This window comes from Streptomyces sp. NPDC002788, from assembly GCF_053592115.1.
Genome location: NZ_JBSFVB010000009.1, coordinates 63156 through 74698, shown reverse-complemented (window position 1 = coordinate 74698; position 11543 = coordinate 63156). Strand labels below are relative to the sequence as shown.

Genomic DNA, 11543 nt, shown 5'->3' with positions numbered 1-11543 from the left:
ATACCGGAGGTCCCTCGCCGCAGGACTCGATCACTTTCCGAGACGGTCCCCGCCGCGCATCAGGAACCTACGAAGCTCCCCCGGACCAGGGCGAGCAGGAGCCCGAACACCACCCGGGAAATACCGCGCGGGCATCGCGCGGTCCCGAGGTCGCCGTCCGCGCGCCCGAAGTCGCGGTTCGCGGACGCGAGTCCGGTCAGCTCCGCAGCGGCGTGAGCAGCATGCGTCCCGCGAACCCCACCGCCGTGTCCAGGCGCTCGGTGAACTCCTCGGCGACATCGGGGAGTCCGCGCAGTGCCCACAGGGCGCGGGCCGTCGTCCAGGTGGCCTCCCGGGCACGGTCCAGGCTCCAGGAGCCGAGCAGATGCGTCAGCGGGTCGGCGATCTGCAGGAGGTCGGGGCCCGGCATCAGATCTTCGCGGATGCGCTCCTCCAGCGAGACGAGGAGATCGCCCACCGTGTCGAACTCGTCCTCCAGCTCGGCGGGAGCGCAGCCGAGCGTACGACAGGTGTCCACGACGGCCAGCGCCAGATCGTGCCCGACGTGCGCGTTGATGCCCGCCAGCGCGAACTGCAGCGGCCGTACGCCGGGATGGCGGCGGAACTGGAACAGCGGCCTCCAACAGGCCGGTGGGCGCCGCTCGTCCCACACCGCCTCGACAGCGTCCAGGTAGCGCTGCGCGAACCGTACGTCCAGCGTGATCGCGGTACAGGGGTCGGCGAACCGCCCGGTGTCGACGTACCGGTCCACCGCCTCCGTGACGGCGAGGTAGACGCGGTTGAAGACCGCCACCCCGTCCCGCGGGTGCAGGGCCGCGTCAAGGGAGCGCATACGGCGGATGACGACGTCGACCGGAGTGTCCACGGCTGGGGGGACTTGTTCGCATCGCGGCATGCGGGCAGAGTCCCAGCTCTAGGCTGGCGGCAGCACCGGCGGGCCGGGCGCTTCCCCGAAACGGGGGAACGCCGCCCGCCGCCGGGGGGAGGGGGAGCACCACCGTGTCAGGCTCGCGCGCCCAGCGCCTGGCCGCCCGCAGGGCCCAGCGCAGGCGCGCCGCCCGGCGCGGCGCGATGGTCGCGGCGGCCTCCGTCATGGTCGTGGCGGGCATCGTCGCGGGGGCCCTGTCCGCGTTCGAGGACGGGAGCGGCTCGGATCAGGCCCGGCGCCCCGAGGTGTCCGCCTCCCCGCGTCCGGCACCGCCGCCCGCCGAGCCGCCGGCCTCCCCGACGGCCGCCGCGGAGTCCGCGCCCCCTTCGTCTTCTCCCGCCGTACGCAGGACGCAGAGCCCCACACCGCCCAGGGCCGGCGGGAAGAAGCAGGCGCGCACCACCACCGTGACCGGCCGGCTCTACCGCCATCCCGACTCCCAGGTGCTGGAGTGGGTCCGGTCCCACTCCGGCGACCCCCGCCACGCCGTCATCGCGTCCCGCATCGCCGAGCGACCCGCCGCCGTCTGGTTCGCCGACTACTCTCCGGACACGATCACCGACCGGTCGCCGCGGTGACGTCGGGCGGGGCCGCGCAGGGCCGGGTGCCCGTCGTCGTGGCCTACGCGATCCCCGGCCGGGACTGCGGCGGCCACTCTCAGGGCGGTGCACCCGACCTGGACGCCTCGACGCCTGGATCGACCGGTTCGCGGCCGGGCTGGGCTCGGGCGAGGTCATCGTCGTCCTGGAGCCCGACTCGATCGCGCAGGCCGAGTGCCTCTCCACCGGTGAGCGCGCGGACCGCTTCGCCTCCCTGGCCCGGGCCGGACGCGCCCTGAAGGCCGCCGATCCCCGGGCCCGCGTCTACTTCGACGCGGGGCACTCGGGCTGGCACGCGCCCGGCAAGCAGGCGGCGTGGCTGCGTCAGGCCGGTGCGGCCTCGCCCGAGTCCTCCGACGGGATCTTCAGCAACGTCTCCAACTTCCACACCACGGCCGACGAGGTCGCCTACGACCGGCAGGTCCTCGACGCCCTCGGCGGCCCGGCCGGCCTCGGCGCGGTCATCGACACCAGCCGCAACGGCAACGGCGCCCCGGCGGACGGCGAGTGGTGCGACCCGGCGGGCCGCGAGCTCGGCCGGAGCCCCACCCTCAGCACCGGCGAGGCCCGGATCGACGCCTACCTGTGGGTGAAGCTGCCGGGGGAGTCGGACGGCTGCAAGGGCAGGCCGGGGACGTTCACGGCGTCGTACGCCTACGACTTGGCCTCGCCGTAGGAGGAGGTGCCCTCGTCGAGCAGCGGCTGCTGCGTCTTGAGGTGGGCCGGGGCGAAGGCCCGCAGCGCGTGGTAGCCGGTGATGACGACCACGGTGCCCAGCGCGATGCCGCTGAGCGAGAACGTGTCCGTGACCTTCATCGAGACGTTGCCGACGCCGATGATGATGCCCGCCGCCGCCGGGACCAGGTTCAGCGGATTGCGCAGGTCCACCTCGGCGTTGAGCCAGATCTGGGCGCCGAGCAGGCCGATCATGCCGTACAGGATGACGGTGATGCCGCCGAGCACCCCGCCCGGGATCGCCGCGACGACCGCGCCGAACTTCGGGCAGAGGCCGAACAGCAGGGCGAAGCCGGCGGCGGCCCAGTAGGCGGCCGTCGAGTAGACGCGGGTCGCGGCCATCACGCCGATGTTCTCGGAGTACGTGGTGTTGGGCGGGCCGCCGACAGCGGTGGACAGCATCGAGCCGACGCCGTCGGCCGCGATCGCCGTGCCGAGCTTGTCGTCCAGCGAGTCGCCGGTCATCTCGCCGACCGCCTTCACGTGGCCCGCGTTCTCCGCGACCAGCGCGATGACGACCGGCAGGGCGACCAGGATCGCCGACCACTCGAAGGACGGCGCGTGCAGGGTCGGCAGCCCGATCCAGTCGGCCTGGCCCACGCCGGACAGGTCGAGCCGCCAGTGGTCGGTGAGCTTGCCGCTCGCGTCCACCGAGTGGATCTTTCCGAAGACCAGGTCGAAGACCCAGGAGATGCCGTACCCGAAGACCAGCCCCAGGAAGATCGCGATCCGTGACCAGAAACCGCGCAGACAGACGACCGCCAGACCGGTGAACAGCATCACCAGCAAGGCCGTCCACTGGTCCTGCGGCCAGTACGTCGAGGCCGTCACCGGGGCCAGGTTGAAGCCGATCAGCATCACCACGGCGCCGGTCACGACCGGCGGCATCGCGGCGTGGATGATCCGCGCCCCGAACCGCCGCACGGCGAGCCCCACCAGGACCAGCGCGACGCCGACGACGAACACCGCGCCGGTGACGGTGGCGCTGTTGCCGCCCTGCGCGCGGATCACCGCCGCCACACCGACGAAGGAGAGCGAGCAGCCCAGATAGCTGGGCACGCGGCCGCGGGTGGCCAGCAGGAACACGACGGTCGCGACGCCCGACATCATGATCGCGAGGTTGGGGTCGAGACCCATCAGGACCGGGGCCACGAAGGACGCCCCGAACATCGCCACCACGTGCTGGGCGCCGAGCCCGGCCGTGCGGGGCCAGGAGAGCCGCTCGTCGGGGCGGACCACCGCGCCGGGCGCCGGAGTGCGTCCGTCGCCGTGCAGTTTCCAACGGACGCCGAGATCCATGGTGCGGTTTCGCTTTCGTCGTGCGTGCGAGTGTCCGGACCATTGTCGGGGTGCGTCAAAAACGGTGGTGACCGGGGCCGACCAGGACGGTCTCGTGCCCGATCAGGGCCGCGGGTCGGGCACCACCGCGTCCGGTCGGCCGTTCTTCGTCCGCTCGCCGGGGCGGAGCACGCCCGCGAACGCCACCAGGCCGCACGACAGCGCCGTCACCAGGCAGAACGACACCATCAGGCTGGTCGCCTGGGCCAGCATGCCGATCGCGCTCGGCGCGACCAGGCCCGAGGTGTACGTGATGGTCGCGACACCCGCGATGGCCAGACTCGGGTTGGGGCCGCTGCGCCCCGCCGCCGCGAAGCACAGCGGTACGACGACGGCGATGCCGAGCCCCATCAGCGCGAACCCGCTCATGGCCACCGCCGGGTGATCCGCCACGACGATCATCAGCCCGCCGAGAACGGCGAACACACCGCTCGTCCGCACGGTCCGCACGGCACCGAAGCGGTCCACGATCTTGTCGCCGGCGATCCGGGCGACGGCCATGGTGAGCGTGAAGCCCGTCGTGCACGCCGCCGCCAGACCGGCCGAGGTCTCCAGCTGTTCGCGCAGATAGACCGCCGACCAGTCCAGGCTCGCGCCCTCCGCGAACACCGCGCAGAACCCGATCGCCCCGATGAGCAGCGCCGAGCGGGGCGGCAACGCGAACCGCGGGGGCGGCTCCTCGTCCTCGGCGGGCTGCAGGTCGAGTACCCACTGGCAGGACAGCACGCCGACCACGGTGAGGGCCGCGGCGGCCAGGACGTGGTGCAGCCGGGCGTCCGAACCGAGGTGCGCGGCGAGCGTGCCGGCTGCCGAGCCGACCAGGGCGCCCGCGCTCCACATGCCGTGCAGCCCGGACATGATCGACCGGCCGAGACGGTTCTCGACCTCGACCCCCAGCGCGTTCATGGCCACGTCCGCCATGCCCGCCGTCGCGCCGTACGTGAACAGGGCCAGGCAGAGCGTGAGGAGGTCGGGGGCGAGGGAGGGCAGGACCAGGGAGAGCGTCCACAGGGCGATCAGTCCGCGCAGCGCGTTGCGGGCGCCGAAGCGGTGGCTGATGCTGCCGGCGAGCGGCATCGCGACGGACGCGCCGAGCGCGGGGAACGCGAGCGCGATCCCCAACTGACCGGCGCTCACGCCCGCGTGGTCCTGGATCCACGGCACGCGAGTGGCGAACGAGCCGGTGACAGCGCCGTGTACGGCGAAGACGGCCGCCACGGCGTAGCGGGACCGTTTCACCTCGCGCAGTTCGTCCACCACGTTGCCCATTCTGCGGTCCCCCTCCAGGTCTCTGCCGTGCTCACGTCGTGCGGGCGTAAACTATCAGGAACCCTGCCTGATAATAAGAGGGATTCCCGGCCGACCGCGGCCGACGGTTTCGCCGATCTGGAAGGATCCCGGCATGCCCGCATCCCCGAGCACCGCCCGGGCCATCAACGACCGGCTCGCCCTGCGTCTGCTCCAGCAGGAGGGCCCGTTGACGGCAGGGCAGTTGAAGCAGCTGACCGGTCTGTCCCGGCCGACCGTCGCCGACCTCGTCGAACGCCTCACCGCCGCCGGGCTGATCGCGGTGGTGGGGGAGGCGGGGGAGCAGCGGCGCGGACCCAACGCCAAGGTGTACGGCATCGTCGCCGACCGAGCGCACCTGGCAGCTCTCGACGTCCGCACCGAGGGCGTCGCCGTGGCCGTCGCGGATCTGGTGGGGCGGGTGCTGGCCGAGGCGTCGGTGCCCATCGGGGGCGACACGGGGACCGGCCCCGCCGTGGAGCAGGCGGTCACGCTCGTCGAGCGTGTGGTGAAGGAGGCGGGCGCCGACCGCCTGCACACCGTGGGGATCGGGGCGCCCGGCCTGATCGCACCCTCCGACGGCGAACTCCGGGACTCCACCGGGCTGCCGGAGTGGCACCGCCGGCTCGTCGCCACCCTCCAGGAGCGGCTGCCCGAGGCCCGCGTCAGCGTCGAGAACGAGACCAACCTCGCGGCGGTGGCCGAGCAACGCGACGGGGCGGCCCGGGACCGGGACACGTTCGTCCTGCTGTGGCTCGGGCACGGAACGGGAGCGGCAGTGGTCCTCGACGGCGCCCTGCGCCGCGGCGCCTCCGGCGGCACGGGCGAGATCGGCTTCCTGCCGGTCCCGGGCACGACCGCACTGCCCAGCTCGACGGACTGCGAGGGCGGCTTCCACTCACTGGCCGCCGCGGCCGCGGTCCTGGACCTGGCAACCGAGTACGGGCTTGCGGCGGGGGCGTCGGAGGTGGGGGTGGTCCGGGCTGCGGCCGAAGTGGTGCGGGGGGCGGTGACCCAGGGGCGACAGCCACGGGCCGCTTCCCTCGACGTGCCCCGCGGCTCGGGGTCCGCTCCCGCCGCCGCTTTCCTCGACGCCCTCGCCGACCGTGTCGCCGTCGGTGTCGCATCGGTCGTCGCGATCCTGGACCCCGGGTGCGTGGTGCTCGGCGGGGAGGTCGGGCAGGCCGGCGGCGCCGAGCTCGCCGCGCGGGTGCAGGACCGGACCGCCCGGATGACGCCGCTGTCGACACAGGTGCGGACCACCGCCCTGGGGGGTGGAGCGGTCCTGCGCGGTGCGCTGCTGACGGCCCGGGACCGCGCTCAGGAGGAGCTGTTCACACCGCGGGAGCGGCTGCGCCCGTGAAGGCCTGACGGCGGGCGAGGACCGTCGTCACCGCCGCCGGGCCGGTCGAGGGGGCTGGGGACCACACCGCCCCATAGGTGTGTACCAATGCCGAGCCAAGAGGCTGGGCCGGCGGGGGAGTTGGGGCGCCGGTCGCGCTCGGGAAGGGGTGCGACACGTTCTGTGAGGCAGCCCACAGACTTCGCCCCTCTGAACATCGATCAGGCGTGGCACACTGGCCCTGTACCAGTAGCAGCGCACTCCGGGGTCGGTGAAAGTCCGAACCGGCGGTTACAGTCCGCGACCCGGTCGCCTCCAGCGGCCGGTTGACCAGGTGAAATTCCTGGACCGACGGTTAAAGTCCGGATGGGAGGCAGTGCGCGGCGAGCGGGCATCCGTGCGCGCCGCCCAAGAAGTCCGTCCTCGCGGCGGACTCCGTCCGGCGTCGTCGTCCCGGTGTTCCTGCTCGTATCTTCTGTCGTCATCGACAGCCCCGGAGTCCGTGCCCGAAGAGGCAGGAGGACCCGGGAAGTGTTCACCGGAATCGTCGAAGAGCTGGGCGAGGTCACCGCCGTCGAGACCCTCGACGACGCCTGTCGCTTCCGCCTGCGCGGCCCCGTCGTCACCCAAGGTGCCAAACACGGCGACTCCATCGCCGTCAACGGCGTCTGCCTCACGGTCGTCGACCACGCGGGCGACGAGTTCACCGCCGACGTCATGGCCGAGACCCTGAACCGCTCCAGCCTCGGCGTCCTCAAGCCCGGCTCGCGCGTCAACCTCGAACGCCCCATGGCCGTCGGCGAACGCCTCGGCGGGCACATCGTGCAGGGCCACGTGGACGGCACCGGCGAGATCCTGGAGCGCAAGCCGTCGGAGCACTGGGAGCTGGTGAAGATCTCCCTCCCCGCCGACCTCACCCGGTACGTGGTCGAGAAGGGCTCCATCACCGTCGACGGCATCAGCCTCACCGTCGTCGACGCCGGCCCCGACCACTTCACGGTCAGTCTCATCCCCACCACGCTCGCCCTGACCACGCTCGGCCACAAGCAGCCCGGCGACCCGGTCAACCTCGAGGTGGACGTCATCGCCAAGTACGTCGAGCGGATGCTCGGTGGCCGTGCGCAGGAGGCGGCCAAGTGAACGAGCTGAACTCCGAGGCGTTCGTCCTCTTCGGCCAGCACATCCTCTGGTCCGACATGATCGGCAACCTCTTCGGCCTGGCCGCCCTCGCCCTCGGCTGGCGGCGCTCCCTGTGGACCTGGCCCGTGCAGTTCCTGGCCGGCCTCATCCTCTTCGGGGCCTTCTTCGGTCATCTGACCGGCAGCGCGGGCAAGCAGGCGGTCGTCATGGTCGTGGCCCTCTACGGCTGGTGGCAGTGGCAGCGCGGCAAGGGGCAGGCGGAGGACGGTCACATCGCCGTACGGTTCGCCACCTGGCGCGAGCGCGCGGTGATGGCCGCGGCGGCCGCCGCCGGCACGGTCGCGGTGGCGCTGCTCTTCACGGCGTACCCGACCCTGTCCTGGGACCCCTGGCCGGACGCCTACATCTTCGTCGGCACCATCGTCGCCATGTACGCCCAGGCGCGCGGCATGGTCGAGTTCTGGTTCGCCTGGCTGCTCGTCGACCTCGTCGGCGTGCCCCTCAACTTCGCCAACGGCTACGCCTTCTCCGGCTTCGTCTATGTCATCTACGGCGCGCTCGTCCTGTGGGGCATGCGCGACTGGTGGATGCGCTCGCGTCAGGCCGCGCGGCCCACCCTGGAAGGAGCGCCGGCATGAACGCCCGCCCGCCCGCCACCGCCCTGAACGAGGCGCTTCGCCCCGCCCCCTCGACAACCGCCCCGTACGGCACCGACGACGTCGAGGACTTCGCGCTCGACCCCGTCGAGCAGGCCATCGCCGACATCGCGGCCGGCCGCCCGGTCGTGGTCGTCGACGACGAGGACCGGGAGAACGAGGGCGACCTCGTCATCGCCGCCGAGAAGGCGACCCCCGAGATCGTCGCGTTCATGATGAGCGAGTGCCGCGGCCTGATCTGCGCCCCCATGGAGGGCGAGGAACTGGACCGGCTGAAGCTCCCGCAGATGGTCGAGGACAACACCGAGTCGATGAAGACCGCGTTCACGGTCTCCGTCGACGCCTCGGCCGCGCACGGCGTGAGCACCGGCATCTCCGCCTCCGACCGCGCCACCACCCTCCAGCTGCTCGCCGACGGCGTCTGCGGGCCCGACGACTTCGTCCGCCCCGGCCACATCTTCCCGCTGCGCGCCCGGCCCGGCGGGGTCCTGACCCGCAACGGCCACACCGAGGCCGCCGTCGACCTCGCCCGCCTCGCGGGCCTGCGCCCGGCCGGCGCGATCGTCGAGATCGCCGGCGAGGACGGCACCATGCTGCGCCTGCCCGAGCTGATCCCCTTCGCTCGCAAGCACGGCCTGACGATCATCTCCATCGAGGATCTGATCGCCTACCGCTGCGGCAGCGAGCCCACCGTCCGCCGCGAGGCCAGGACCCGACTGCCCACCGCCCACGGCACGTTCACGGCGTACGGCTACCGCTCCACCGTCGACGGCGTCGAGCACGTCGCCCTCGTGCACGGCGAGATCGGCGACGGCCAGGACGTCCTCGTCCGCGTCCACTCCGAATGCCTCACCGGCGACGTCTTCGGCTCCGCCCGCTGCGACTGCGGCCCCCAGCTCGACGCCTCCCTCGCCCGCATCCAGGCCGAGGGCCGGGGCGTGGTGGTCTACCTGCGCGGACACGAGGGCCGCGGCATCGGCCTGATGTCCAAGCTGCGCGCCTACGAGCTGCAGGAGCACGGCCGCGACACCCTCGACGCCAACCTCGAACTGGGCCTGCCCGCCGACGCCCGCGACTACGGCGCGGGGGCCCAGATCCTCGCCGACCTCGGCGTGCGCAGCGTCCGCCTTCTGACCAACAACCCCGACAAGACCGACGCGCTCGTCCGCCACGGCATCGCGGTCAAGGCCCGTGTGCCGATGCCCGTGAGCGCCGGCGAGCACAACCTCCGCTACCTGCGCACCAAGCGGGACCGGATGGGCCACGACCTGCCCTGGCTGGACACGACCACCGTGCCGGCCTGCGGCAACCAGTAAGAGAGCACAGAGGGAGAGACGTGAGCGGCAAGGGTGCACCGGAACTGTCCGTACGCAATGTGGGTGACCTGCGGGTCGCCGTCATCGCGGCGCAGTGGCACGAGAAGGTGATGGACGGTCTGGTCGACGGCGCCCTGCGCGCCCTGCACGACCTGGGCATCGACGAGCCGACCCTGCTCCGGGTCCCCGGCAGCTGGGAACTCCCGGTCGTCGCCAAGGTCCTCGCGGGCCGCGGCTACGACGCGATCGTCGCCCTCGGTGTCGTCATCCGCGGCGGAACCCCCCACTTCGACTTTGTGTGCCAGGGCGTGACCCAGGGCCTCACCCAGGTCTCCGTCGACACCGGTGTCCCCGTCGGCTTCGGCGTACTGACCTGCGACACGGAGGAGCAGGCCCTGGACCGCGCCGGCCTGGAGGGCTCCAACGAGGACAAGGGGCACGAGGCGGTGACGGCGGCGGTGGCGACCGCGGCCACCCTCCGCTCAGTATCCGAACCCTGGCGCTGACGGAAGCCACCTGTGGCATAGGCTGAGCGTCACCATGTCCAAGAAGACGTTCGAGGAGCTCTTCACCGAGCTCCAGCACAAGGCCGCCCAGGGCGATCCCGCCACTTCCCGCACCGCAGAACTGGTCGAGAAGGGCGTCCACGCCATCGGCAAGAAGGTCGTCGAAGAGGCCGCCGAGGTCTGGATGGCCGCCGAGTACGAGGGCAAGGAGGCGGCCGCCGAGGAGATCTCGCAGCTGCTGTACCACGTCCAGGTGATGATGGTCGCCCGCGGCATCTCCCTCGACGACGTCTACGCCCACCTGTAAGCCGCCCCCGTTCCCGCAAGACACCCACGCAAAGGAAGCCGACCTCATGCTGCGCATCGCCGTCCCCAACAAGGGTTCCCTGTCAGGCCCTGCGGCGGAGATGCTGCATGAGGCCGGCTACCAGCAGCGCCGGGAGGCCAAGGAACTGCGGATCGTCGACCCGGTGAACGACGTCGAGTTCTTCTACCTCCGCCCCCGCGACATCGCCATCTACGTCGCTTCCGGGCAGCTCGACATCGGCCTCACCGGCCGGGACCTGCTCATCGACTCGGGCGCCGACGCCGAGGAGATCCTCGCCCTCGGCTTCGCCCGCTCCACCTTCCGCTACGCCGGCAAGCCCGGCACCATCAGCGGCCTGGCCGACCTGGCGGGCAAGACCGTCGCCACCTCCTACGAGGGCATCGTCGCGGCGCACCTCGCCGACCACGGCATCGACGCCTCCGTCGTCCACCTCGACGGCGCCGTCGAGACCGCCATCCAGCTCGGCGTCGCCCAGGTCATCGCCGACGTCGTCGAGACCGGCACCTCGCTGCGCAACGCCGGCCTGGAGGTCGTCGGCGAGCCGATCATGCAGTCCGAGGCCGTCGTGATCCGCCGCACCGGCGCGGACGGCGACGACCCCAAGGTGCAGCAGTTCCTGCGCCGCCTCCAGGGCGTCCTGGTCGCCCGGACGTACGTGATGATGGACTACGACTGCCGCGTGGAGCAGCTGGAGAAGGCCGTCGCCCTCACGCCCGGTCTGGAGTCGCCGACCGTCTCCCCGCTGCACAACGAGGGCTGGGTCGCCGTCCGTGCGATGGTTCCGGCCAAGGAGGCGCAGCGGATCATGGACGACCTGTACGACATCGGCGCCCGGGCCATCCTGACCACGGCCATCCACGCCTGCCGTCTCTGAGGGGCGTGCGCTGATGTCCGATCTGCCCACCCTCCCCGTCACGTTCCGGCCGGGCAGCACCCGTGTGGTGCTGTTCTGCGCCGCCGTCGCGATCCTCGTCGTGATCACGGCCGTTGCGATGCTGCTGAAGCAGCTCAGCCCCGCCGAGCGCCTCAGCTTCGTCATCACGGCGCTCCTGCTGGACGCCGTGCTGCTCCTGCTGGCCCGTCCCAAGGTCGTCGCCGACGAGGACGGCGTCACCGTGGTCAACCTCACGAACAAGCGCCGGCTGGAGTGGGCCGAGATCCTTCAGGTGACCCTCCGGCCCGGCGACCCCTGGGTGTTCCTCAACCTCAGCGACGGCACCAGCCTGCCCGCCCTCGGCATCCAGCCCGGCCTGGCCAAAAAGCGCGCCATCGCCGACGCCCGGGCCTTCAAGGCCCTCGTCGAGGCCCGTTCCGTCGCGGACCGCGAGCGGCATCAGAACTGACTCGGAGGATCCTCACAGCGGTCGC

General features: G+C 72.1%; 11 protein-coding genes, 1 pseudogene and 1 riboswitch. Of the genes and pseudogenes, 9 read left to right on the top strand and 3 right to left on the bottom strand.

Annotated elements, in window-relative coordinates:
- Positions 1-196: 196 nt before the first annotated feature.
- Positions 197-895 (bottom strand): DUF5995 family protein, encoded by a 699-nt coding sequence (locus ACWD1U_RS18190; protein WP_451108606.1) that lies wholly within the window; start codon positions 893-895, stop codon positions 197-199.
- Between the two features lie 176 nt (positions 896-1071).
- On the opposite strand from ACWD1U_RS18190, the pseudogene ACWD1U_RS18185 reads away from it, so the two are divergent.
- Positions 1072-2203, top strand: a pseudogene (locus ACWD1U_RS18185) (glycoside hydrolase family 6 protein).
- Here the strand turns inward: ACWD1U_RS18185 and ACWD1U_RS18180 are convergent.
- On the bottom strand, positions 2182-3561 hold the full coding sequence (locus ACWD1U_RS18180; protein ID WP_451108604.1) for a uracil-xanthine permease family protein: 1380 nt from the start codon (positions 3559-3561) through the stop codon (positions 2182-2184). The pseudogene ACWD1U_RS18185 and the gene ACWD1U_RS18180 sit on opposite strands and share 22 nt — an antisense overlap.
- 102 nt (positions 3562-3663) lie before the next feature.
- Positions 3664-4869 carry an MFS transporter gene (locus tag ACWD1U_RS18175; RefSeq protein ID WP_451108602.1) on the bottom strand — a complete coding sequence of 402 codons (1206 nt, stop codon included), beginning with the start codon at positions 4867-4869 and terminating at the stop codon, positions 3664-3666.
- A 133-nt stretch (positions 4870-5002) separates the two neighbouring features.
- Here ACWD1U_RS18175 and ACWD1U_RS18170 point away from each other — a divergent pair, with 133 nt between their 5' ends.
- The 8 genes from ACWD1U_RS18170 (at position 5003) to ACWD1U_RS18135 (ending at position 11518) form a co-directional block, all read left to right on the top strand.
- Complete coding sequence (locus tag ACWD1U_RS18170; protein ID WP_451108600.1) at positions 5003-6250, top strand: ROK family transcriptional regulator; 1248 nt, start codon at positions 5003-5005, stop codon at positions 6248-6250.
- 232 nt (positions 6251-6482) lie between these two features.
- Positions 6483-6613: riboswitch (FMN riboswitch) on the top strand.
- Between the two features lie 147 nt (positions 6614-6760).
- A complete protein-coding gene (locus ACWD1U_RS18165; protein WP_451108599.1) occupies positions 6761-7369 on the top strand; it encodes a riboflavin synthase in 609 nt (202 codons plus the stop codon).
- Positions 7366-8007 carry a nicotinamide mononucleotide transporter family protein gene (locus ACWD1U_RS18160; RefSeq protein WP_451108597.1) on the top strand — a complete coding sequence of 214 codons (642 nt, stop codon included), beginning with the start codon at positions 7366-7368 and terminating at the stop codon, positions 8005-8007. Before ACWD1U_RS18165 ends, ACWD1U_RS18160 begins: the two co-directional genes overlap by 4 nt.
- The gene (locus ACWD1U_RS18155) at positions 8004-9341 is read left to right on the top strand and encodes a bifunctional 3,4-dihydroxy-2-butanone-4-phosphate synthase/GTP cyclohydrolase II (protein ID WP_451108595.1); all 1338 of its coding nucleotides are present in this window, start codon (positions 8004-8006) and stop codon (positions 9339-9341) included. Before ACWD1U_RS18160 ends, ACWD1U_RS18155 begins: the two co-directional genes overlap by 4 nt.
- Positions 9342-9361: 20 nt before the next feature.
- A complete protein-coding gene (ribH, locus tag ACWD1U_RS18150) occupies positions 9362-9847 on the top strand; it encodes a 6,7-dimethyl-8-ribityllumazine synthase (RefSeq protein ID WP_451108593.1) in 486 nt (161 codons plus the stop codon).
- A 34-nt stretch (positions 9848-9881) separates the two neighbouring features.
- Positions 9882-10154 (top strand): phosphoribosyl-ATP diphosphatase, encoded by a 273-nt coding sequence (locus tag ACWD1U_RS18145; protein WP_003988914.1) that lies wholly within the window; start codon positions 9882-9884, stop codon positions 10152-10154.
- Between the two features lie 46 nt (positions 10155-10200).
- Positions 10201-11049, top strand: a complete 849-nt coding sequence (gene hisG, locus ACWD1U_RS18140; RefSeq protein ID WP_451108591.1) for an ATP phosphoribosyltransferase — start codon at positions 10201-10203, stop codon at positions 11047-11049.
- Between the two features lie 13 nt (positions 11050-11062).
- Positions 11063-11518: a PH domain-containing protein gene (locus ACWD1U_RS18135; RefSeq protein WP_451108589.1), complete on the top strand. Its 456-nt coding sequence runs from the start codon at positions 11063-11065 to the stop codon at positions 11516-11518.
- The last annotated feature ends 25 nt before the right edge of the window (positions 11519-11543 follow it).

Bases quoted from the DNA above. Each gene is read 5' to 3' on its own strand.
- ACWD1U_RS18175 (WP_451108602.1), bottom strand. From the start codon at position 4,869: ATGGGCAACGTGGTGGACGAACTGCGCGAGGTGAAACGGTCCCGCTAC.
- ACWD1U_RS18170 (WP_451108600.1), top strand. From the start codon at position 5,003: ATGCCCGCATCCCCGAGCACCGCCCGGGCCATCAACGACCGGCTCGCC.
- hisG (WP_451108591.1), top strand. From the start codon at position 10,201: ATGCTGCGCATCGCCGTCCCCAACAAGGGTTCCCTGTCAGGCCCTGCG.
- ACWD1U_RS18135 (WP_451108589.1), top strand. From the start codon at position 11,063: ATGTCCGATCTGCCCACCCTCCCCGTCACGTTCCGGCCGGGCAGCACC.
- ACWD1U_RS18180 (WP_451108604.1), bottom strand. From the start codon at position 3,561: ATGGATCTCGGCGTCCGTTGGAAACTGCACGGCGACGGACGCACTCCG.
- ACWD1U_RS18155 (WP_451108595.1), top strand. From the start codon at position 8,004: ATGAACGCCCGCCCGCCCGCCACCGCCCTGAACGAGGCGCTTCGCCCC.
- ACWD1U_RS18145 (WP_003988914.1), top strand. From the start codon at position 9,882: ATGTCCAAGAAGACGTTCGAGGAGCTCTTCACCGAGCTCCAGCACAAG.
- ACWD1U_RS18190 (WP_451108606.1), bottom strand. From the start codon at position 895: ATGCCGCGATGCGAACAAGTCCCCCCAGCCGTGGACACTCCGGTCGAC.